The sequence below is a fragment of the Nostoc flagelliforme FACHB-838 genome (assembly GCF_014698065.1).
In the GTDB taxonomy this organism is placed as follows: domain Bacteria; phylum Cyanobacteriota; class Cyanobacteriia; order Cyanobacteriales; family Nostocaceae; genus Nostoc; species Nostoc flagelliforme_B.
Genome location: NZ_JACJSI010000007.1, coordinates 25564 through 48855 on the forward strand (window position 1 = coordinate 25564; position 23292 = coordinate 48855).

Annotated in this window: 20 protein-coding genes and 1 tRNA gene; 12 read left to right on the forward strand and 9 right to left on the reverse strand. The window is 41.0% G+C overall.

The annotated features are described in order from the left end of the window. The first annotated feature begins 23 nt into the window (after positions 1–23). The gene (locus H6G97_RS05485; RefSeq protein ID WP_190939686.1) at positions 24–1082 is read left to right on the forward strand and encodes a 3-deoxy-7-phosphoheptulonate synthase; all 1059 of its coding nucleotides are present in this window, start codon (positions 24–26) and stop codon (positions 1080–1082) included. Between the two features lie 125 nt (positions 1083–1207). Here the strand turns inward: H6G97_RS05485 and H6G97_RS05490 are convergent, their stop codons facing one another. Together H6G97_RS05490 and H6G97_RS05495 are read right to left on the reverse strand one after the other, a co-directional pair. Then, complete coding sequence (locus tag H6G97_RS05490; protein WP_190939687.1) at positions 1208–1711, reverse strand: 2TM domain-containing protein; 504 nt, start codon at positions 1709–1711, stop codon at positions 1208–1210. 152 nt (positions 1712–1863) lie between these two features. Beyond that, positions 1864–2673: a creatininase family protein gene (locus H6G97_RS05495; RefSeq protein WP_190939688.1), complete on the reverse strand. Its 810-nt coding sequence runs from the start codon at positions 2671–2673 to the stop codon at positions 1864–1866. Between the two features lie 156 nt (positions 2674–2829). Between H6G97_RS05495 and H6G97_RS05500 the strand changes: the two genes are divergently transcribed. Beyond that, positions 2830–3546, forward strand: coding sequence for an ROK family protein (locus H6G97_RS05500; protein ID WP_190939689.1), 717 nt, complete (start codon positions 2830–2832; stop codon positions 3544–3546). Between the two features lie 117 nt (positions 3547–3663). Next, positions 3664–4221, forward strand: coding sequence for a peptidoglycan-binding domain-containing protein (locus H6G97_RS05505; protein WP_190939690.1), 558 nt, complete (start codon positions 3664–3666; stop codon positions 4219–4221). Between the two features lie 105 nt (positions 4222–4326). Here H6G97_RS05505 and H6G97_RS05510 read toward each other — a convergent pair whose 3' ends face one another. After that, positions 4327–6747, reverse strand: coding sequence for a sucrose synthase (locus H6G97_RS05510; protein ID WP_190939803.1), 2421 nt, complete (start codon positions 6745–6747; stop codon positions 4327–4329). A 1359-nt stretch (positions 6748–8106) separates the two neighbouring features. Continuing rightward, positions 8107–8179, reverse strand: a tRNA-His gene (locus H6G97_RS05515). Positions 8180–8303: 124 nt separating this feature from the next. Here H6G97_RS05515 and H6G97_RS05520 point away from each other — a divergent pair. From H6G97_RS05520 to cobA, 3 genes are all read left to right on the forward strand, one after another. Continuing rightward, on the forward strand, positions 8304–8687 hold the full coding sequence (locus H6G97_RS05520; RefSeq protein ID WP_190939691.1) for a DUF4359 domain-containing protein: 384 nt from the start codon (positions 8304–8306) through the stop codon (positions 8685–8687). Positions 8688–8901: 214 nt separating this feature from the next. Then, positions 8902–9663: a sirohydrochlorin chelatase gene (locus H6G97_RS05525; RefSeq protein WP_190939692.1), complete on the forward strand. Its 762-nt coding sequence runs from the start codon at positions 8902–8904 to the stop codon at positions 9661–9663. Next, complete coding sequence (gene cobA, locus H6G97_RS05530) at positions 9660–10439, forward strand: uroporphyrinogen-III C-methyltransferase (protein WP_190939693.1); 780 nt, start codon at positions 9660–9662, stop codon at positions 10437–10439. Before H6G97_RS05525 ends, cobA begins: the two co-directional genes overlap by 4 nt. A gap of 270 nt (positions 10440–10709) precedes the next feature. Here cobA and H6G97_RS05535 read toward each other — a convergent pair whose 3' ends face one another. Beyond that, positions 10710–11054 carry a hypothetical protein gene (locus H6G97_RS05535; RefSeq protein ID WP_190939694.1) on the reverse strand — a complete coding sequence of 115 codons (345 nt, stop codon included), beginning with the start codon at positions 11052–11054 and terminating at the stop codon, positions 10710–10712. 419 nt (positions 11055–11473) lie between these two features. Beyond that, the gene (locus H6G97_RS05545; RefSeq protein WP_199349260.1) at positions 11474–11695 is read right to left on the reverse strand and encodes a transposase; all 222 of its coding nucleotides are present in this window, start codon (positions 11693–11695) and stop codon (positions 11474–11476) included. Between the two features lie 209 nt (positions 11696–11904). Between H6G97_RS05545 and H6G97_RS05550 the strand changes: the two genes are divergently transcribed. Continuing rightward, positions 11905–12528, forward strand: coding sequence for a 4Fe-4S single cluster domain-containing protein (locus H6G97_RS05550; protein WP_190939695.1), 624 nt, complete (start codon positions 11905–11907; stop codon positions 12526–12528). 114 nt (positions 12529–12642) lie between these two features. Here H6G97_RS05550 and H6G97_RS05555 read toward each other — a convergent pair whose 3' ends face one another. Then, entirely contained in the window at positions 12643–12810 is a 168-nt protein-coding gene (locus tag H6G97_RS05555) for a hypothetical protein (RefSeq protein ID WP_190939696.1), read from the reverse strand. Between the two features lie 65 nt (positions 12811–12875). On the opposite strand from H6G97_RS05555, the gene H6G97_RS05560 reads away from it, so the two are divergent. Further along, entirely contained in the window at positions 12876–13913 is a 1038-nt protein-coding gene (locus H6G97_RS05560) for a FecCD family ABC transporter permease (protein WP_190939697.1), read from the forward strand. Between the two features lie 86 nt (positions 13914–13999). Here the strand turns inward: H6G97_RS05560 and H6G97_RS05565 are convergent, their stop codons facing one another. Continuing rightward, positions 14000–14320, reverse strand: coding sequence for a DMT family transporter (locus H6G97_RS05565; RefSeq protein WP_190939698.1), 321 nt, complete (start codon positions 14318–14320; stop codon positions 14000–14002). Between the two features lie 250 nt (positions 14321–14570). Here H6G97_RS05565 and H6G97_RS05570 point away from each other — a divergent pair, with 250 nt between their 5' ends. Further along, positions 14571–15749 (forward strand): GNAT family N-acetyltransferase, encoded by a 1179-nt coding sequence (locus H6G97_RS05570; protein ID WP_190939699.1) that lies wholly within the window; start codon positions 14571–14573, stop codon positions 15747–15749. 448 nt (positions 15750–16197) lie between these two features. Further along, a complete protein-coding gene (locus H6G97_RS05575; protein WP_190939700.1) occupies positions 16198–17517 on the forward strand; it encodes a serine hydrolase in 1320 nt (439 codons plus the stop codon). Between the two features lie 81 nt (positions 17518–17598). On the opposite strand, the gene H6G97_RS05580 is transcribed toward H6G97_RS05575, so the two are convergent. After that, positions 17599–19749 carry a cytochrome-c peroxidase gene (locus H6G97_RS05580; protein WP_190939701.1) on the reverse strand — a complete coding sequence of 717 codons (2151 nt, stop codon included), beginning with the start codon at positions 19747–19749 and terminating at the stop codon, positions 17599–17601. A gap of 291 nt (positions 19750–20040) precedes the next feature. Here H6G97_RS05580 and H6G97_RS05585 point away from each other — a divergent pair, with 291 nt between their 5' ends. Then, a complete protein-coding gene (locus tag H6G97_RS05585; RefSeq protein ID WP_190939702.1) occupies positions 20041–20964 on the forward strand; it encodes a DMT family transporter in 924 nt (307 codons plus the stop codon). Between the two features lie 507 nt (positions 20965–21471). Next, on the forward strand, positions 21472–23181 hold the full coding sequence (locus tag H6G97_RS05590) for an alpha/beta fold hydrolase (RefSeq protein ID WP_190939703.1): 1710 nt from the start codon (positions 21472–21474) through the stop codon (positions 23179–23181). Positions 23182–23292: the final 111 nt, after the last annotated feature.

Consider the following 23292-nt stretch of genomic DNA (forward strand, 5'->3'; position numbering starts at 1 on the left):
TATAAAATTGCCAGAGCATCCCCATGCCTAACCAATTATTTAATAGTAATATCGACAACGCTAACATTGAGAACGATCGCATTTTATTAACTCCCAATGAAGTCAAATCAAAATTACCTTTAACAAAATTAGCCGAACAAAAAGTTTTAGCATATAGGCAAGAAATAGAAAATATCCTGGATTTTCAGGATCGCAGAAAATTTATAGTAGTTGGCCCATGCTCAATCCACGACCCAAAAGCAGCACTCGAATATTCTGAACGGTTGAAAATATTGGCTGAACGAGTCCAGGATAACCTGCTGCTAATTATGCGAGTGTACTTTGAAAAACCAAGAACAACCGTAGGCTGGAAAGGGCTAATTAATGATCCAGATATGGATGATTCTTTCCATGTAGAGAATGGTTTATTAATTGCACGGGAGCTATTATTAAAAATTACAGAGTTGGGATTACCTGCTGGTACAGAAGCATTAGATCCAATCATACCTCAATACATTAGTGAACTAATTACGTGGTCTGCCATTGGCGCACGCACAACCGAATCACAAACTCACCGCGAAATGGCAAGTGGGCTTTCGATGCCTGTAGGTTTTAAAAACGGTACTGATGGCAATATTCAAGTAGCTTTGAATGCCTTACAATCGGCTATAAACCCGCATAATTTTATAGGAATTAATCAAAACGGACAGGTCAGTGTCTTTCAAACTAAAGGTAATCCCTACGGTCACGTAATTCTAAGGGGCGGTAGTCAGCCTAACTTTGATCCAGCAAATGTCAAACTGGTAGAAGAGAAATTAAAACAGGCAGATTTACCACCAAGAATTGTTATTGACTGTAGCCACGGCAATACCAATAAAGATTACAAATTACAAGGTGCTGTCTTAGAAAATATTATTCAGCAAATAGTTGATGGTAATACATCAATAGTTGGCATGATGCTGGAATCACATTTGTTTGAAGGTGGTCAACCAATTACTGGTAAACAAGAAGATTTAAAATATGGTATTTCTGTAACTGATAAATGTATTAGCTGGGAAGAAACCGAAAAAATTATTTTGGCTGCTCACGAAAAACTTAAATAAAGACCAAAAAGGGTAGCACAACTAGCTGTGCTACCCAGATGCCTCTAAGACTCTAAGTTAAGTGGTTTCGTTGAACCAAGAATCTCCATCCCTTTATGCCGGATAATGCCAAGCCAGCAAATATCCTAAGCCTGTAATGCCTTAAACCACTTATTCAAAACTGTACTGATGGTTTTCTTAATCTGGTGGTTACGGCTCCATTTCTGGAATGCCATTTCATACTCTTCGCCTTTGATTTGAAAGGTATTCCAGCCATCAAACCCTAGTGGCAATCCGCAGAATAGTAAAATATAGAGCGACCAAGAAATTCCGCCACCAGTGATTAAATCAAGCAGTATAAAAAAGCCATTAAAAATTGTATAATTCCCTAGATGCTTCTGAAATTTTCTAATGCGGTAGGCATCAAAAGCTTTTCGCTGTTGGACTTGACCTTGTTGTGCTAGCCAATCGCGTTCCGCTAATTTTAAAGACTCAGGTGCAATTTCTAACTCAGCAGCAATTTCTAATATTTGCTCATAAGAAAATTCTGTGTCTTTGTCATCAGCTTGGCGTGCGATCGCTAAGTGGAGAATTTGTTGGACATCTTCTTGGCTATACGAGCGGATGCTTTGAGGTTCAAACGCCGTCATAATTATTTCTCTTATATTACTTTTAATAGAAATTTGCTGCTCGATAGATTTTAAGCAGCTACGCTAGTACTATTTCCATTATTCCTACATTAGCAAATCTAGATGGTGTCCTGCATACAATGTATTGGATTTTTAACTTTGAGTAAAACCTGTTAATCCTCCTCCACTTTTGCTTGTCGATAGGTATAAATATCTTGAATAACTTGCACCCAACCGTTAGCGACAGATTCGAGGATGCGATCGCCTTTTTCTTTCGTTGCGGTTGTGGGGTCGCCAATCACCCCAGTTTTACTGATATCTTGTGTCACCCAAGCCACAGGTAATTTACCCTCCCAACTTAGTAAACTACTTTCTGACTGTTCTGGGGGGTACTCTGCAACAGCCTTTTCTAACTTCACTTGTTCTGGCAAAATTGATAACATAATGCTAGTTTCAGCATCTCCAGCGTGCATTCCTAACGCCGCTTCTTTCGGAGTCAATAAATCTTTAGTAATATTAGGCACGCGCCAAGTAAACAACGGGAATACCAAAAAGTCATCATACTTAACATGCAAATCTCGCGCCGCCATTTGCATAACTTGGGGTTGTCCGCCGTGGGAGTTCATTAATACCAGTTTTCTAAACCCAGCACGGTAAATACTTTCTCCCACTTCCATAATGATTGCCGTCAGAGTTGCCGTGCTTAGGGTAATCGTACCGGGAAAGTGCCAGTGTTCGTTAGATTTGCCATAATAAAGGTTTGGTAAAGCATAAGCGGGAATACTGGCATCCAGCTTTTCCATTGCTTTTCCCAGCACCCCCACACCGATCGCAGCATCTACAATCAACGGTAGATGAGGCCCATGTTGTTCAATTGCCCCTACTGGCTGGATGATTACCACATTTTCCTTATCTGGCATTGATTGGATATCTGTCCAGGTGAGGTAGGGAAAAAAGCGTTCTGGTGGAATGAAACTGTGCATATTACTTAAATTTATATTTTAGGGCATGGGGCATTGGTTTTTTCTCCCTCATCTCCCCCACTACCCTTAATATAAAGACTCTCCAAGCATCCCGATATTATCAGATGCAGCAGAGCATAATCACGGAAGAACAAGCATTAACAAGGATGTAACTCAATGGTTGAAGAAAATGGATCGATTCGCACCCTATCAGTTGATATTGGCGGTAGTGGCGTTAAGGCTATGGTTTTAGATATTACGGGTAATCCTGTAACTGAAAGAGTGCGTTTAGATACACCTCAACCTGCTACGCCAGAGGTTGTAATTAATGCAATTGTTGTGTTAGCTGCGGCTCAAGGTGAATTTCATCGCGTTTCGGTAGGTTTTCCTGGCGTGGTGCGGTGTGGAGTGACAGAAACAGCAGTAAACTTACATCCAGATTGGATCGGATTTGATTTGGAAACAGCATTATTAAAACAATTAAACAAGCCTGTACGGGTGATTAATGATGCAGATATGCAGGGGTTTGGGGCGATCGCAGGTAAAGGTGTAGAATTGGTGATTACTCTGGGTACGGGGTTTGGTTCGGCTTTGTTTGTGGATGGTAAGCTGGTGCCAAATATGGAAATGGGGCATCATCCGTTTCGTAAAGGAGAAACTTTTGAGCAGCAGTTACGGCGTGCAGAGTTAGAAAAAATTGGTGACAAAAGATGGAATAAGCGTTTAGAAAAAGCGATCGCATCTTTGCAACATCTTTTCAATTATGATTACCTTTACATTGGCGGTGGTGAAGCAGTGAAAGTGAATTTACAGCTACCGTTAAATGTAAAACTCATTCCCAATATCACTGGTTTATTAGGCGGTATTGCTTTATGGCGAGATGAAAAAAGGTAAAAAGTTTTATAGTATCCAAAACTGGGCGTACTAAATAATGTCTCTGAAGAGCTACGCCTACGCGCTTTTTATTAAGGTGCATCCCTTCTGAAAATTTCCAAATGAGATAAATTAACAATGAATGAAATTGGCCTGATGATGACGGGCGTGTTAACAATCAGACAAGGCTCTGGGGTCAATTTGCCACAGCAGCAATTATTTCAGATGGAAAATGACGAAAACCAGTCAAAACAGAGTCAGTTAGAGATAACTGCTCAAGTTACACCGCCTGAATTTATGCAGACAGATGGAATTTATCAAACTTATCCCTCAGCGATCGCAGTAGAGAAAGAACATATACTCAAAAAAATCAGTAAAAAAAATCAGTTCCTAGTTTCTTCTAACTTAGATCAGCCTAAAAAGTATTCTCCATCTAAAGGCAAAGTCCGTGTAAAGGCTACAGGAAAGTTACAGAAGTTTAGTAGCCAACCACCTCTGCCGACTCTTTATTTCGGCGGCTCTGGTGTTGCTGTCAGAATCTTACAAAGGCTGTTAGTGTCTAATGGTTATGCCGTTAGAGTCGATGGCGTTTTTGGCGCTTTGACAGAAACTGCTGTCAAAGCCTTTCAAAATCAGCAGAATTTAGGTGCGGATGGAATAGTTGGTCAACGAACCTGGCGGGCGTTGACAATTTAGTCATTTGTCCATTGTCCTTAGTCTTTAGCTAATGACAAATGACGCCACGTGCTTAACTTGGGGAGACCCCAAGACCGCAGTGGCTCACAAATGACAAATGACAAACTAACGGTGCTTATGCTGCTCTAATAGTTGTTGCGCTCTTGGCTTGTAAATTAAATAAAACAAAGCCTCAAGATAACGCAATAAATCTTCCCGATTCTCCTTCGAGGTAAAGTTCCAGAAGCCATAAATCCGTGCTAATGATAACAGCTTGCTAGTGTGAATTTTCCAAGTATAGGTGCTGTAAACTCGGTCAATTCCTCGCTCAGAAATTTCATTCCAATAGTTAGGATTTTGTTCGCATTTAGTGATAAAATCCACAATTTTTGTGGCTGTCTCATCTAAATTCGTTGGGTTAATCAAAAAGCCATTAACCTTGTCTTGAATAATCTCCAACGGCCCACCAAACTGTGTGGCAAAAGTCGGTAATCCTGAAACCATCGACTCTAAAATTGTCAAACCAAAAGCTTCAAATAAAGCTGGTTGTACAAAAATTCCCTGATGATCGGCAATGACTCGGTAAATTTCACCAGAATCGGTTTTAGTCAGACGCACACCTAGCCAACGAATCTTGCCGTGAAGATTGTACTCCTCAATGATTTGGTAGAGTTTAATAATTTCGTCACGTTCTTCATTGTCGCCTGATTCTTCGACGCGCAATTTACCCGCCACCAAAATTAAGTTGCAATGCTCCTGTAATTCTTTACTTCGACCATAACATTCAGCTAAACCTGTGAGGTTTTTGATGTGGTCAAGACGCGCCATTGAGAAGAGAGGGCGCTTGTTAGGATCGTCGAGTTTACCAAAGATTTGCGTGGGGTCTTCCAGAGTAAAGAGTGTTTCTGCAAGGCGTTGGCGATCGCTCTCTACTCGGTCTTTAGTTCGGGTGTAGGGGAAGTAATTATTTTCGTTTACTCCAGGCGGTACGACATTAAACTTGGGACTAAATAATTCAATGCCATTTGTCACATGATATAACTCCGGCATGGTAAAGCACTTATAAGACTCGTACTGTCCCACACTATCCGGTGTTCCGACAATTTCTTGGTAGGTGCTGCTGACAACAAAATTGGCGGCATTCATTGCAATCAAGTCAGCGGTGAATTGCAATGAAAAATGATATTTCTCCTCTAATTCTTGCCAGTAGAGGTTACTGAACAGGTATTTAGATTTTTCTAAAGCATGGGCAACATTGCATTGGGTAACTTTCAAGCGTCGCGCCAGCAAGAATGCTATTAAATTCCCATCAGTATAGTTTCCAACTATTAAGTCAGGTGTGCCTTGAAATTCTGCCCGTAGTTCTCTTTCTGAATCAATGGCGAAAGTTTCTAGATAAGGCCAAAACTCAAACCGGGAAATCCAGTTTTGAGTCATGTTAGGATTAAATTCCCGTAAAGGCACTCGCAAAATCCAGGCATTTTCAGTACCGTGGACTTTTTCTAGCCGTTGATTACAAAGGGTGCCATCACTATTAGGAATCAAGCGGCTGAGAATAATTACCTTTGGCTCAACATTTAATTTCTCTAAACCCGCAAGCAGGACATCTTCTTGTAGCTGCTTCTCTAGGCTCTTTGCTTGGTCAAGGACGTAAACTACCTGACCGCCGGTATCGGGACGCCCTAAAACGCCCTCTTGCCCAAACCAACCGTGAGCTGACACCAAGACGATTCTAAAAATCATCGGGACACGAGAAATGAAGGCTTCTAGAGTCTGAGGATCGGCAGAATCAATCAATTCATCGAGAATATTTAAAGTTTCCCGCACTCGCCCTGCGGTATTACCCCAACCCGGTTCAAAACCCATTGACTGCAATTGGAAGCGGAATTGCTCGTAGGGTTCATCTTCGGGACGATTATTAACAAAACCGATCGCTTTCTTAACTTGCTCAGAAAGTTGCTGCTGTGATTGAATGCGATCGTTAAGCAGCAGTTGCACACCGTTGTATTGGTGCAGCCGCAGGAAATTCAATAAGCTGTCCAGCAATTGTTTGGAGTCTTGAAAGATTTGGCTGGATAGATAGCGGTTGAGAAATTGTACTCCCTTACCAATATTTTTGGGGTCGCGGATGACTGGGGTGTAGTCATAAAACGGGCCGAAGTCCAATTCTAGCAGGTCGCCCTCGTTGGGATGATATTTGTTCACCAAGCGATCGCGCAGATCCAGCAAATCCTGCACTGTCATCGGCTCAATGCTCAAGTCTGATGTCAACCAATAAACTTCTTGGCTGGCAATCTTAGAACGGATAATGAAACAGAAGCTTGATTCCTCCTGAATAATTTCTTGAGTGTAGTAAATCAGTTTACCTAACTCAGAGGAAGTGTAAAATTCCTCTGGTTTTTGGGACTTTGAGCAATACTCACTATATACATTAAGGATGTCATTCCGCAGCAAATACTTCTTTTCTTGTTGGCGTAATTCACTAAGAAAGGAACGCAAATCACTTTTTTCTTCACTATCTAAGACTGCTTGAAGCAATTCAGACATGGCAACTCCACTAGATAACGATGTTTGCATTGTTGACTTTTAAGGCGAGACAATAAACCTCCACCTTTTGTGAAATCAGATATAAACACGAAATAACACAGATAAATTATATTTATCTGTGTACCTACAAGTATCAACTTTTCAGCAGGTACTTAAACCGTGTTCTTTACTTAAAGTATCTATGACTCAGTATTTTTTGCTCTAACTAAAGGAATACAATTTTTATTTCTTTTGATAGATGTTAGTAAATAACTACATGATTATATCTAGGGCACAATATTTTACGCCCTTAACTGTTTGAGTTAAGCCTTACTATATCATTTATTGACGTGTATCCGATTATTTGCATCATGATAATGTCAAGATTTAGCTTTAAAGCTCTGTAAGACCTGCAAATCAATACTTTTGTTAATTCTTCCAGAGGGCTAATATTCATTTTGATAGTGGGTGTAGATGATTTATTCGGCAGCTTTGATTGAACAATAAGATCCCCGACTTCTTTGAGAAGTCGGGGATCTTAGTCTCTCGATTTTCACAACTCATTTAGGATTGCTATATTCTATTAATGTGGGTAGCAAATCATTGTATTGCTATTATCTATCGGTCAGAGTTTGACACAAAACTTAATAGTTATGCTTTAAGTAAAACTATGAAGCTAAACTCCAATGAATTAAAATCAATTTTTGTTCCAAAATAGACTAATTTTTGTTCGCCCTAGTTACAATTTAAGCAAAAGTTGTTTAAGTGGGGGCGATTTATATGCTTACTAATATACATAACTCAACAGCTTCTGACCACAGTATTAGCAACATTCTGATTATATCTATGCTTGCCTTCTGTGGGCTGACTTTTATCATTCTTCTAGGCATTTTCTGACAATTAAATATATGTGTGTTTAAAAACTTTTGAGGTTAAGATTCCCAGCTTCTTAAAGAAGTCGGGAATCTTAATTGCACAGATAGCATTGCCTGAAAAAGCGATTGAATTTAGTAACAACTAGAGGATTTTTCTTGAGCAGTACAATATAAATAAGTAGGTCGGCGTAAAGAATTATCGTTGGGATAAAGCAGGGGGCAGGGGAAAAAGGGTTTAAGCCTTGTTTACTTTTTTTCATACAGTTTGCTTTTATTCTGCCGACTTACTTATTGGTAGCTTTTAGATACATTTTTTATTAACTAAATAGATTTACTTATATTGCTCAATTTAGTTCCATAAGTTAATCTGATGAATAGTGGCTTTACGACCCCTCCAAGTCCATGAACTCATAAATGGCAGATCCTTGGTAAAGTAGTGGTTATGAATCTACAAAACCACCACCCATATTCTATAGGAACTTATGATCACTATTAAATTATGTAGGGCGAACGATGGGAATTGAACCCACGAATGGTGGTACCACAAACCACTGCCTTAACCACTTGGCTACGCTCGCCATTCAACAATTTGAATTATAGCAATAATTTGGCGAGGGATCAAGAGTTTTTTTTCAAGGAACGGATTAAGTTGATTTAGAGTCTCTGAAATCTGACGATTACAAGGAATTTTACTTGGCAAACATGAAACCATTGACCATCATCGCATATACTGGAGCAGCAGCAGGACTCGCCGCCTTGGGTGTGGCAATGGCGAAGACCAATCCCAGTCAAGTTGAGTATGAAGAATATGCAGTGCAACGGTTGACAAAATACTTAAAAACCGATGTATGTAAAAAAACTACCAATTTTATAGAAAATTTAATCCGTTTTAATTGTGATAAGTTGGTTGACTCGGCTAACCCGCAAATCCAAGAAATTATTGCCAGGACTACAGAAAGGCAAAATTATATTATTTTTAGTATTTACCGTACAGATTTAAAAATAAACTCTTGGATACCTTCTTACAAATTTGAAACGGTGGGAGCTTTTGATCAATTTTATACTTACACTGCTGAAAAAGAATAAGGCAGACGGCAGGGGGAGCAGGGGAAGCAGAAGTTGATAGTCGTCTTGGATGTAGGAATTGAGTAATTGAATTTTTGGAGTTACCTATAAAAGTGATTAAAAATACTTCTATTTAGTAATTGATAATAGTTTCAATAATCACAAGAGTACCTATTACACCAGCTTGATATTAAGTAAGATAGATAATTAGTCACTGAGAGTTTAGGCTTTGCCGATGTCATCTGCGTATCTGCTAGTATCTCACGGAAGTCGCGATCGCCGCCCAGAAATTGCTATGCAGCAACTAGCAAAGCTGGTACATAACAAATTGTCAGAAAACCATAACCCATCAAATAGCGAACATTTGGTTGGTATAGCTGCTTTGGAAATGAATCCTCAGCCTTTACACGAGCAGATTCAACAATTTGCTAACAGCGCTTTTGGCGATGGCGGGCTACGCCTACCCACACTCTCTCAAAATGAGAATCGCCTAAAAATTGTACCGCTATTTCTGCTGCCGGGAGTGCATGTAATGACAGATATTCCTGCCGAGGTAGCACTAGCACAACAGGCTGCTGGTCAAGATATCATCATTGAGGTGCAACCATATTTAGGCTCTCACCCCAATTTAGAGAAATTGCTAGCAAAGCAAACAGCCGCTATAAAAACAGAAGCTTGGATTTTATTAGCTCATGGTAGTCGTCGTCCAGGTTCTCAAGAAACTGTGGAAGCAATGGCGGCGAGTTTGGGAGCAGTGACTGCTTATTGGGCTAACCCTCCAAGTTTAGAATCACGGGTGAAAGAGTTGGTAGATGCTGGTTATAAAGAAATTGCAATCTTGCCATACTTTTTATTCGCTGGTGGAATAACCGATGCGATCGCAGCCTCAATAGAGGAGCTAAAATTACAATTTTCTGCGGTGAATTTCCAATTGGCACAGCCACTGGGAGCAAGTGCAGAATTAGCCGAGCTAATTTGGAATTTAACAGATAGATGAACCGCACAGAAAAACAGGAGAACAAGTATTTGGGAAAGGTTTATTTAGTCGGTGCGGGGCCAGGAGATCCAGGGCTGATTACCCTGAAGGCAAAAGGTTTATTAGAATGTGCAGATGTAGTTATCTATGATGCCTTAGTGAGTCCGCCAATTTTGGCAATGATTAATCCCCAAGCGGAGCAAATTAACGCTGGTAAGCGCAGAGGAAAACATTCGCTGTTCCAGGAAGAAACAACTCAATTGCTGATTGAGAAAGCGCAGGATCATGCAATTGTGGTGCGGTTAAAGGGTGGTGATCCTTTTATTTTTGGTCGCGGTGGCGAAGAGATGGAAGAATTAGTCAACGCAGGAATATCAACGGAGGTTGTGCCCGGTATCACTTCGGGAATTGCAGCCGCAGCATATTCAGGTATTCCTTTGACTCATCGGCTGTATAGTTCATCAGTTACATTTGTGACAGGTCACGAGGCGGCAGGTAAGTATAGACCGAAAGTGGATTGGAGTGCGATCGCTCACGGTTCCGAAACCATTGTTATTTATATGGGAATTCACAATCTGCCTTATATTGTGGAGCAATTAAGTATAGCTGGGTTAAATTTAGAAACGCCTATTGCTTTGGTGCGCTGGGGTACGCGACCAGAACAAGAAGAATTGATTGGTACTTTAGAGACAATTGTTAAACAGGTAGAAGAAACTGGATTTGGTGCGCCTGCGATCGCAGTCATCGGACAAGTAGTAAATATGCACAGTATTTTGTCTGGTTGTCGTCCAGTTTGATGGTTGGTGCAAAGCTTGTTGTTTTAGATTTATAAATAGAGATTTTCGTTTGAATGAGGTACATGGGTAGGGTAGCACAGCTGTGCTACCCTACTTTGTTCATCTGTAGTTAATTGTTTTTTCTGTACCTCACGTAGGGGCACGGCATGTTCCCTACACCTTGCGATATAATTTTGTACCTTACCTGTGCGGCAACCGCTATAGAACCCATTTGAGATCTATACAGGAGGGCAATCGAATTTGGCTGAACTACGAGCTAAGTTACAAATTTTATAGATTGATCGTCAGGATTTTTTTCTTGCTTTTTTTGTCACTCAACACGACTGTATTGTAGGGTAATGTATCCGTTCCCAGCGGAATTGGCAGCCTAAAACTGGGGCTTTTTTGATCGAGTTCGCCTAAATCAATGCTTTTCGTTATATCGCCATCTGTTGCCAGATAAGCGGTAAGTTCGCCTTTATAATCTTCAATTAAAAAGTCTTTAAAGAAAACGACTTCCCCACCCTCAGGATCTATACCAAGGATGACCGTACCGCTGAAAGTTGCGCCTTTTCGTTCTTCATCAACCGTTGCCATTGTGATTTCCGAGGGGTCTTGACCGGACATATCTGCCATAAACTTTTTCCTGGGCGAATTCTCAACAATTGAAAATGATTTTACAAGAGCGCTATGGGCGATCGCAAAACTCTCAGGACGTATTTCTGCATCGGTCTTGCAAATGTATAGCCAAGTTACTTCTGCTTATACGCCTAATTGGAAGATTGAGTAGGGATGAGTAGGGGCCCAAAGCGATCACGAAGCGTTGCTGCAAAGCAGATCGCATCGCAGAAACCTGATAGAGGGGAGACGTTGAGAAGTTTCCGGATAACTTGATCCGACCTTGCCTCGGCAGTAGAGTGCCCTTATCTGTGAACTGACAGGTTTATGGAGTCCAAGGATATATAGAACCCATTTGATATCTATGCCTGAGCTAACCGCTTAAGCATGAGTCTGATAAAACATAGATTGAGCTTGGCAGTCGCATGAGGCAATGTTCACTCAAAGTTCTTGACCAAACTCTTACATCGTTCCATGTTGAGTAGGGCGGTAAATATGCAGAGTAAATCACACCAGTTACACCCATTCTTGAGTTGATAGAAGATACCATCTAAGATTTGTCGCTTTGTCCACTTTGGTGGTTTGGTTTGCTTTTTCTGCGGCAATAGTGGTTCAATGATTGCCCACTCTTTGTCGGTTAAGCTGCTGGAGTACGGCATTTATTTCTCATTTTACCCGTTCTTCCAAGATCCCAAATGGGTTCTATAAGCAATCCTGAATTATTTTTGAGAAACAAGATCGCCTACTTTTTATCAGAATACAGCTAGCCAATAGGGCTTTATTAAAAGAGCATATATAACTATTTTCACAGTTATGTAATTACAGATTCGCTATAGTTAACAGACAACGGCTAAATGGAGTTAAAGAGATGGAAATTAAGCCAATTGACCCATCACTAGCACTCATGGAAATTCCCCCTGGCTATCTCAACATTATGGGTTACGTTGATCAGTCAGAAGTTAATGGCCCAGGTTGTCGTGCAGTCATTTGGGTACAAGGTTGTCTTCGTGAGTGTCCTGGTTGCTTTAATACTAACTCTTGGTCATTTGAGGCTAACCAATTAATTGCTGTTGATACACTTGCCGAGAATATTCTCAGCAATCCCCGTAACACAGGTGTAACGTTTTCTGGTGGAGAACCGTTTTGGCAAGCAACTGCACTAGCATCTTTAGCCCGTCGGGTAAAAGCTGCTGGGTTAAATGTTATGTCTTTTACTGGATTCACACTCAAACAGCTACAGTCTCAATCAGCGCCGCCAGGTTCCCAAGAATTATTAGAACAACTCGATATTTTGGTTGACGGGCCTTTTGTAGAATCTCTAGCAATTAACTCTCCCGACTCTCCAGTTTCTTCTAGCAATCAACGGGTTCGTGTATTAAACCCGGCTTTTCAAGAGCAGATTACTTGGGCTAGCGACCAAATTGAGGTTCATATTCTCAAAGATGGTAGCCGCATTGTTACTGGCTATCAAGGTGGACTAGAACTAACGTAGGTACTAGGGCGCTGGGCGAGAGGAGGGAGTTAAAACTTAAAAATTGAGCTTCTAAGGGTCAACTTTCACCTTCTGAAGGTCAACGTTGAGCTTCTGAAGGTCAACTTCCACCTTCTAAGGGTCAACTTTCATCTTCTGAAGGTCAACTTCCACCTTCTGAGGGTCAACTTTCATCTTCTGAAGGTCAACTTCCACCTTCTGAAGGTCAACTTCCACCTTCTGAAGGTCAACTTCCACCTTCTGAGGGTCAACGTTGAGCTTCTGAGGGTCAAATTTTTGCATTCCTGCTCGCTCATCAAAGAAAAGCTATGTTTAAATGCAGCTTTCTTTGGGACGGATTATAGTGAATGAAAATACTAGACCGGAATTTGACTAGACCATTTCAGACAATTTTTACTGAACACCGCGTATTTTGGGCTGTTTTACTCATTAGTACAGCACTGGTAGTAACGCTAGTGCTGTCGCTTTCTCAAGGAGCAGTACCCTTAAGTATGTCGGAATTTTGGCAAGCCATACTCCGCCAAGGCGATCCGGTTAAACAGACAATTCTCTGGGATTTGCGTCTCCCGCGCATCACTGCTGCTCTGCTTGTCGGTGCAGCCTTGGGAATGTCAGGGGCACTGCTGCAAGGAATGTTACGCAATAGTCTTGCCGATCCGTTTATTTTAGGTATTTCTGCGGGTGCAGGATTAATTGTGATTCTGATGATCGTGTGGCAAATATTCCCGATCGCAATTCCTTTAGCAGCGTGGATGGGAGCTATTTTGACTTCAGCGCTCGTTATTTTGCTCGGTCGTGCGGGGTCGGAAATTTCAGTTGAACGCTTGATTTTAGGGGGAGTGGCAGTAAGTTCTTTATTTGGTGCTGTACAAAGTACATTGCTGCTTTTGGCTGAAGACGGTCAAATTCAAATTGCGCTCAGTTGGCTGGTTGGTAGTCTCAATGGACGGGGCTGGCAAGAAATTGCTACGACTGGCCCTTACATCATCGTTGCATTGATCGGGGGATGCTTGCTGGCGCGATCGGTAAATGTGCTGGCTTTGGGAGATGATTTAGCTGTAGGTTTAGGGGTTTCGTTGACGCGATCGCGCCTATTAATTGGTGGTATCGCCACTCTGTTAGCCGCAGGCGCAGTCAGCATCAGTGGCTTGATTGGATTTGTTGGTCTTGTTGTCCCTCACGGTGTCCGCCTGATTGTTGGTACGGATCATCGCTTTGTTTTACCACTTTCCGCCCTTGCCGGTGCATGGTTACTTACTTTTGCAGATTTACTCTCCAGACTAGGAGCAGTAGAATTACCAGTTGGTTCGGTTACTGCCTTGTTGGGTTCACCACTATTTATCTGGTTACTTTATCGTCGCTCTGCTGGGTTTAATAAATTTTGAGCTAATAAACTGGGGCTAAAGCAAGTATTTTTCATCTATTTGAGCCACAATTCACTGTTGCTCCTGCCCCCTGCCTCCTGCCCCCTTCATTGACTTGCGTTGATCCCAATTACCCCTATGATTATTAAGGCGATCGACACAAGTTTGATGAATGTGGCAGATTCACGAAACCAAATAATCCCAATAATAGCTACTAAAATAGTTCCCAATCCAGCCCAGACAGAATAAGCCACACTGACCTCAAGTCTTTTTAGAGCAAAGGTCAAAAAAGTAAAACAAAGTCCATAGAAGACAAATATTAATACTGAAGGAACTATTTTAGTAAATCCCTGCGATAATTTCATGCAAGTTGTGCCTGAAACCTCAAAGAGGATTGCTAATATAAGGTAAATCCAACTTATTGACATATTATTTGTAAGTGGTTTGTTGAGAGCAACCAACGAGCGGCACACCACGCCATATTAATAGAAGAAACAGTCCTGAAGCCACTCAATAACAGATAAATTTATAAGGGTAAGTGTCCCAACAGTTAAAACTGAATGTGCAGTGGTACAGTTTAGCCTGATTTTAGGGCTTTATGGCTATGAAATTGGTGAAGCATTGGGGCAACGCCTGCTGTACTATTATTGTGGTTTCGTCCTACTAATGGTATAAGAGATGACGGCTCAATTTGAATACAGCACTCTTGCCCATCCACAGGATATTCCGCAGCTTGGGACTATCTTTGAGCAGTGTTTTATCAGCGCTCTTGGTGGTGAGGAAGTTTACATCAAGCAGGTTGGCGTAGAAAATTTTCGCATTATTCGTCAGTCAGAGCAATTAATTGGTGGATTGGCAACTCTGGATATGGGCCAGTGGTGGGGTGGTGAGCGTGTACCAATGACAGGAATTGCCGCAGTGGGTATTGCTCCAGAGTATCGCGGTTCCGGAGCTGCGATCGCTCTCATGCAGCAGACGCTCAAGGAACTTTATGCTAAAGGTATACCGCTCTCTGCTCTTTATCCAGCTGTGCAAAGTTTGTATCGAAAAGTTGGGTATGAGCAAGGCGGTAGTTGGTGTAATTGGGAAGTTCCTACTAAGAATATCCAAGTGCGAGAGCAACCCCTACCTTTGCAACCAATAGTGAATATCAATCATCAAGTTTTTCATCAACTATATCAACAGCAAGCGAGACAAACGCATGGATATTTAGACCGACATCCCGCAATCTGGGAGCGCTTAATTCAACCAGATGAAAAGGAAACATTTTACGCATATTTTATCAGTACAAAAGAGAAACCCGAAGGTTATATCCTCTTTAGTCAACATTCAACAGAAGATGGCGCAATCCTACGAATCAAAGATTGGGTAATTCTCACAGCTGCGGCTGCACAAACATTCTGGTCTTTTCTTACCAGTCATCGCTCCCAAATTGACCAAGTGCGATGGAGAAGTTCTGTAAGCGATTCCTTGACATTGCTGCTACCAGAGCAAACAGCCAAGCTCAAGCATACAATGCGTTGGATGCTGCGGGTAGTAGATGTAGTCAAAGCGCTGGAAATGCGGGGTTATCCATCGGGAATTGAAACTGAATTGCACCTAGATATTCAAGATAATTTGCTAGATGCAAACAATGGTAAATTCATCCTTTCTGTTGCCAATGGACGCGGTAAAGTTACAAAAGGTGGAAAAGGTGAGTTGCAGCTAGATATCCGAGAACTAGCACCACTATATACAAGTTTGTTTGCTCCCTACCATTTGCAAATAGCCGGAAAACTGCATGGGACAGAAACAGCTATTTCAGCAGCCACGCAAATATTTGCAGGTAGTTCTCCTTGGATGGCTGATTTCTTTTGATAGGGGTTCAACGAAAGAAACTCCCCCTGCGTTGAATTTTAGTTCATGTCTGTCGCTCTGAGACTCCCAGAGGGAAGGTTTTGCGTTGACCGACCAGCAGCTTACTACCCCAATAAAAAAGCTTGGCTGTTTTTAACTTAGGTTTAATAGTAATTTATTTATTGGGAATCTCTAAGTTGGAAACATAATTAATCCTTGGCTCGTCGTTCCGCTAGATTAACAATTTCTGTTGTTACCACCTCACATCACGAATAAAACTGTCAATGATTTACTTTTAATAAGTAATGATGATTTTTTGTGCATATCTAATGCCAAACATCATCCCCAAAAATAACTCAACAGTATTTATGAATTTTTTCTCCGGAAGTTCAGTATAATCATCAGAAAAGAATCTAAGGTAAAGTTGATTAGTTGCTCCTTTTTTGACTTGCACACCCACAATCACAACATGAAATCACATTTACTTGCGATCGGTTTAAGCAGTTTGCTTCTAGTTGCAGGACAAGCTAAAGCTTCACGACTACAGTCTTGGTACTTTGACTCTAAGCAAAACCAATTACACCTAACTACAACTTCTGGAATCCAACCAAAAGCCTTTGTATTAGATAATCCTAACCGATTGGTCATTGACTTACCTGGAACTAATTTTAATTCTGATAGCGTCAAACAAAGTTTTGGTAATGCAGTTAAAGAAATTCGCATTGGAAAATCAGACAATAAAACCATTCGTTTTGTCGTAGAATTAGCTCGCGGTTATCATATTAATTCCCAAAATATATCAATTAAAGGAGATTCTCGTTCTCACTGGATTGTAAAGTTCAACTCATTTGACCGCCAAAATAAGCCCATTCCTGGCGAAAATAGAGAAAATATTACTATTAAATCCACAGATGCATCTACATTTGCTGGTGTTGTGAATCTTGGAAAAGAAATGGTTGGCATCAGTTCTCAAATTCGCGCATTGTTAGCAACTTATAAATCATTGAATCCAGGAATATTTTTCTTAGATTTAGATACAGGTAACTATATTGATATTAATGGTGAAAAAAGATTTGCTGCTGCTAGTACAATCAAATTTCCCTTGTTAGTAGCTCTTTTCCAAGAAATAGATGCTGGGAGAATTAAACTAACAGATAAATTAGTGATGCGGCGCGATTTAAGGGTTGGTGAAGCTGGAACTATGAAATACAAACCCGTTGGAACTAAATTTAGCGTCCTCCAAACTGCTACCTTAATGATGACTATTAGCGATAATACCGCAACAAATATGGTTCTTGATCGCTTGGGTGGTGCAGCGAAAGTTAACCAACGCTTTCGTAACTGGGGATTGCCAAATACAGCAGTTCGGCGTCTACTTCCAGACCTCGCTGGCAAAAATACAACTAGTTCTAAAGATTTGGTCAGATTAGCGGCACTAGTTTCTAATAATCGTTTGCTATCTCCAAACAGCCGCAATCGAGTTTTAGGCATCATGCGCCGTGTTAAAACCAATACTTTGCTACCAGCTGGTATTGGTAAAGGAGCTACGATCGCCCACAAAACTGGTACATTGAGATTTATTATTGGTGATGCGGGTATTATTGAGATGCCCAATGGAAAAAGCTATTTAGCAGGTGTTTTGGTGCAAAGACCAAACCACGATCGCAAAGCTGGAGATTTTGTCCGTGAAGTTTCTCGTAGAGTTTATAATTACCTAAACCAAACCACTGTTAGCAATATAGAACCGCATAGCGATACCTCCGGCGGGCTACGCCTACATACTCGTTAGTCAAGCGATCGTAATCGTAAATTTAGGGGCGTACATCTGTACGCCCCTACGATCTTTATCAGATATTTTGTCAAATGAGGATTAACTCAAGAAATTTGGAGTGCCTTTATCACCATTCTTACCAACAGCAGGAATTTCTAGTAGGCTATCTGTAGCTTTACCAGTGCCGTCATTAATAACGTAGTTAGAATTACCCGGATGTCCATTGGGGACAAACAGTTGTGGATGGTCAAAGGGCGCTTTCTGATACCGAACTCGCTCATCCGTTAGCCCTTTTAAAAAGGCGACCAATTCTTGTTTTTCTTTTGATGACAGATTTAACGGGGGGAGAGCGCCAAAATCACCACCTCGATTGTAAAAATCAATTACTTGCTCTAGGGTCGCTTGGCCTCCATTGTGGAAGTAGGGAGCAGTAAGTTCCACATTACGAAGTCCAGGTGTTTTGAAGGCTCCGTTTGCAACCACAGCTTCAGTGGAATTCAAAGGTGGAGTAAGGATGGGTGGGTTTTCACCAAGGAGATCCTTAAATTTACCCAGTTGAGCCAATCGTGCTTCTGAAAGCGGATTACCTTGACCGTTAATCTGCAAACCGTCATTAGCACCCAAACCTGGGTCGTCTGTGGGCCGTCTGACACCGATATTAAAGAAGCCAGTATCTTCAGGAGATTTTAGTCCGAATGGCACACGCTTGATTCGTCCGTTTTGAGTCACGCTGCTCACTGAAGCAGATGTTAATTCTAATCCACTGTGGCAACCAATACACAGAGCTTTGCCCTCAAACAGTCCTTTACCTTGTTGCTGCTGCTTGGTTAGGGCGCTGGTGTTTCCTTCCAAGAAGCGATCGTAAGGCGTATCATAGGAAATGAGTGTAGCCTCGTACAACTGAACTGCAAGCCCAAAGAATAGTGAGAAGTTATATTCTAAAAGTGAATACTCATCGGTTTTGGAAGAGTTATCAGGCTTCTTGACAAAAGTCCGTACACCTTCAGCATCAATTTGGATGAGTTGATTAGACTTCCACCACTCAGGCTTGAAGGCATCTTTAATCATTTGCTCGTAGGTTCTATCTTTGAGTCCAGGTTTGGGCGACCTACTATCTGCACCTAAAACGCTGTCTTGTGGATGCACAACCTGTTTACCTAGTGGTCTGAGGGAAAATAACTTTTTCGCAAGTTTTCGGGGGAGTTTTTTACCCTTACCAACGCCGAGAGATTTTTTATCAATTCGCCCGAACTTATCACCAATTTCTTGAAAAGTGCGACCATTAGCCGACAACTCAAAGGAACTGAGTGGCGGGGCCAGCGCTTGGGATGCCAAAGACGAATTATTCAGGCTGATTTTCACAAATTTTGGATTATTTGGGGTTTCTGCCTTGACGACAGCGGCGTTAGGATCTCTTAAACCGAAGGGATTCACCCCATTAAAGATGTTTTGTGCTTTTCCATCCCAGAAGTTGCGGAAGTTGAATGCTGCATTAATTACGGTTGGCGTATTACGCGGTTGGACGCGCCGCACATTAATGCCTCCCACGTTAAAGACTTGATCTAGCTCGTTTTTTACTTCGTCTTCTGCACTACCGGGTTTGACATCAATAAACTTAGTATTGAAGACCCCCTGAGAGGAACTGACATCGTTATTGTCAGATACAACAGTCGTAGGATTATTTGGGTCTGACAGCTTGTGGAAGGGAAAATCTTCTTTTTTTAGCTGGTAGTTTGGTAGTCCGCCTACATTAAAAATTGTATCTGGATTCTCTGTACCATCAGGGTTAATCCGCAAAAGACTAGGAGCGATTTGATTTTTGGATCGATTATCGGCTCCGGCATGGAAGTGACAACTAGCACATGAGGACTTTCCGTCGCTCCCAACCTGCATATCCCAGAAAAGAGCTTTTCCTAACTTGATTGCGGCTACTTTATCTTTTACGAAGTCTTTAAGATTATCAGGCTCTGGAACCGATATACTCTTGAGCGAAACTGGAGGCGACCCCCTAACCTGCGCTGATACAGTATTTCCAGCTATTACTGCTACCAGAATAATGGCAGCAATCGTTATAGTTCTGGAAAATCTTGATTTCAAATAGTTAAGCTTGCCATATTTCAATCTCCACTCTTGCCGCTTTATTTTTGTCACCAAAGATTTGAGCAAAAATCGACCTCTTGAAGTCAGCAGCAAGTAACTTGATAAAGCAATAGTCAAGACTACTAAGCTGATTATGGGTATAATCCCCATAGTTGTTTTATAGAATAACACTGTGACTGAGTATACATTTATCAGGAAGTCTTAAATTTAATATTCATGTAAAATTAACACGCAATTTACAAATTTTACGTGAAAGAAGAAAAAACACCCTCTATTGGCTACAAATATTAAATTTAGTCGAGTAAATCTATTATTTTATATTGAATGTGCATTAAATAGGCTATTAAGATATCTTATCAACAAGAGTTTGATAAAATGTTAGATAAACAAATTAGATATGTTTGAAATTATTATCAGCCCTACTTTGAGTAGGATATTTCAATGTCACTACATCAAAGTTCTGGTCGGTGGCGCTTAGGACTAGCGTTATCGCTATTGACGGTCTTATTATGGGGAATTTTACCTATTGCTCTGGCGGTAACTCTACAAGTACTTGATGTCTATACAGTTATTTGGTTTCGCTTTTTGGTATCATTTATCCTGCTTGCTGTGTACTTAGGAATACGTGGTAAATTACCAAAGCTAGAACAATTGCGTTCTGCGTCTTGGAAGTTATTAGCGATCGCTACATTTTTTTTAGGGATTAATTACTTTTTGTTCATGCAAGGTTTAGCACTAACATCGCCTGCTAACGCCGAAGTTCTCATTCAATTATCTACCCTTTTATTAGGTTTCGGAGGGTTAGTGATTTTTAAAGAACGTTATCGGCTGTCTCAATGGATTGGTGTAAGTGTAATGATTTGCGGTTATGTTTTATTTTTTCGGGAACAACTAACAAATTTAATTACAGCGCATGGCACATATATACTAGGTAGTGTCTTGATTGCGTTAGGAGCAATGGCATGGGCTATTTATGCTTTGGCACAAAAACAGTTATTACAATCTTTATCTTCACCTAGCATTATGCTGGTTATTTACGGGGGATGTGCTTTATTATTCACTCCTTTAGCCAGAATACAATCACTTTTTATACTTGATAGTTTTCATTTAGGAGTGTTGGTTTTCTGTGCTTTGAATACTTTAATCGCTTACGGCGCTTTTGCTGAATCGCTAGAACATTGGGAAGCATCACGAGTGAGTGCGGTAATAGCTTTAGCTCCTATTGTGACATTAATATTAGTTGCAGTTTTATCAGTAATTGCACCTTCTTGGACGCCACCAGAACACTTCACTTATTTAGCAATATTAGGAGCCGGTTTAGTAGTCACAGGTTCAGTAGCGATCGCTTTGGGAAAAGCTAATTAACAAAAGTAAGTTTCCGGATTTTTACGGGATTTTCCATCTACTAAATTTGTCCTATCTTCAAAGCTACAACATAAACACTGAGGTAGAGTATTTTTTATTTGTTATGATTTAATAGTGAAGGCAAACTACTGAAGTTAACCGGATACTTTACTCATCTGTGTAACTCTGTAGTCTTTGATTATTGACTTTATAGCCGAAAAATTCTTGAAAAAGAATTCAAAAATCAGAATTCAGGAGTCAGAATAAATTATTAGGGCATTGGGAATCACTACTTTTTTTGGCTACTAAATCTCAGATTTGGTAGACATTTTAAACCCCTTTATACCCATTATTTTAAGCAACCTACATTCGCAAGTCATACATAATTCGTCCTGAATTGTAACTCCTGACTCCTAAATTCTGTTTTGATAAAATTGAGGCTAATAACTTTAAGTAAACCAAGCAGGGTGTCCGAATAACTACCAAAGCCAACACCTGAGAAAACCAGACCACCGAAACCGTTGAGCGATGAATAGTTTGTTTGGTAATTGGGCCAGCACCCTCAGAAAAAATTCTTTATTGCTGGTTCTTTCAATGGTGCTGCCAACATTTGGAATTAGTAATTCTATCTTGGCAGCAGAGCGGATTTATGCATCTTATTCAGCTTTGGAGCTTTCCATTTCAGTAGCCACTTTAGAAAACTACGCCAAAACAGGTGTAATTAACGAAGACTTGGCAGCCTATCAGCAATATCTGCCTCTACAACAGCTTCAAGAATTACGGCAGATTTTACTTAACCGTGTGAAAGTTAGTCCAGTAGTAGTTTCGCAACTTCTCTACACATCGCAAGGAGAATTTTTGTTGCATCGGTTGGCGCAAGTGATTCAAACCAATCAGCCAGAACCAGGATTTGCTGCTTTGCGTTCGGCACTAATTTCAGCTTCTGCTGAATCGGGAGGCTTGACACTTTTGAATGTGTTACGTAAATATCCCACCAGCAGCATTCGCCTTGATGTCGCAGAGACTTTAGAAATAGCTACGGAATTGGAGAAACTTGTTAACCAAACCCATCGGGCGATCGCAGCAGTTTCCCAACAGTCTAAAATAGAAGCTGCTACCATTTCCCAAGCAAATTTTTCACAATTGCCCGATTTACAGGTTCCGGGAAAGTTTAAGTCGCAAAAATACACGCTGAAGCTTTTCGACTCAATGCGCAATCGGCTTTTATTGACTGATGTTTACATTCCCAATGTCCAGAACGCTGCACCCGTAATTGTGATTTCTCACGGCTTGGGTTTAGATAGTAGCAACTTTCAGTATTTAGCCACGCACCTATCTTCTTACGGATTTGCCGTTGTCGTTCCCAATCATCCTGGTAGCGATGCTAAACAATTGCGTTCTCTACTAAATAAACAGGCCATTGAAGTAGCAGAACCAAGTGAATTTCAAGACCGACCTTTAGATGTAACATATATATTGAATCAACTGGAAAAAGGTAATCAATCTGATTCACGGTTTAAAGGTCGGTTAAATCTGCAAAAAGTCGGAGTATTTGGTCAATCTTTGGGAGGCTACACAGCCTTAGCCTTAGCAGGCGCTAAAATCAACTTTCAGCAGCTAAAACAAGACTGTCAACCAGCAGCACTGCAAAAAAGCTGGAATATGTCTTTACTGCTCCAGTGTCGCGCTTTAGAATTGAGCATCAGCAAGTCTGGCAAAGATTATAACCTGCGGGATGAGAGAGTGAAAGCTGCGATCGCAGTTAATCCCATTACTAGTTCGATTTTCGGCAAAGCTGGCTTAAGTCAAATCAAAACTCCAGTGATGATTGTCAGCAGTAGTGATGATACAATTGCACCAGCTTTATCCGAGCAAATTTTACCTTTCTCCTGGTTGGCGAATTCCCAAAAATATCTCGTTATGCTTGTAGGTGGCACACACTTTTCCACCATTGGCAACGGCAACCCTGCAAATCAACAAGTAGCGTTACCTGCCGATATGATTGGCGATGCTTCTCAAGCGCGTCGTTACATGAATGTTTTGAGTTTACCTTTCTTCCAAACATACATTGTAGGAAGGCCGCAATACACTCCCTATCTGAACGCCACCTACACTCAAAGTATTTCTAGTAAGTCTCTTGGTTTGAGTCTCGTCAAATCATTGAATACAACTGAATTGGCACAATTGCTGGATATTAAAGGAGCCAAACCCACAAAAAAAAACTCCCCAACACCATAGTTAGCTTCGGATTTTGGATGTTGGATATTGGTGTTGCATTGCTGCATGTGATGATTTTTATTTGAACGAAGTGAGTAATCAATAGACTTCTTGCAGAAGTGGGGGAAAGGG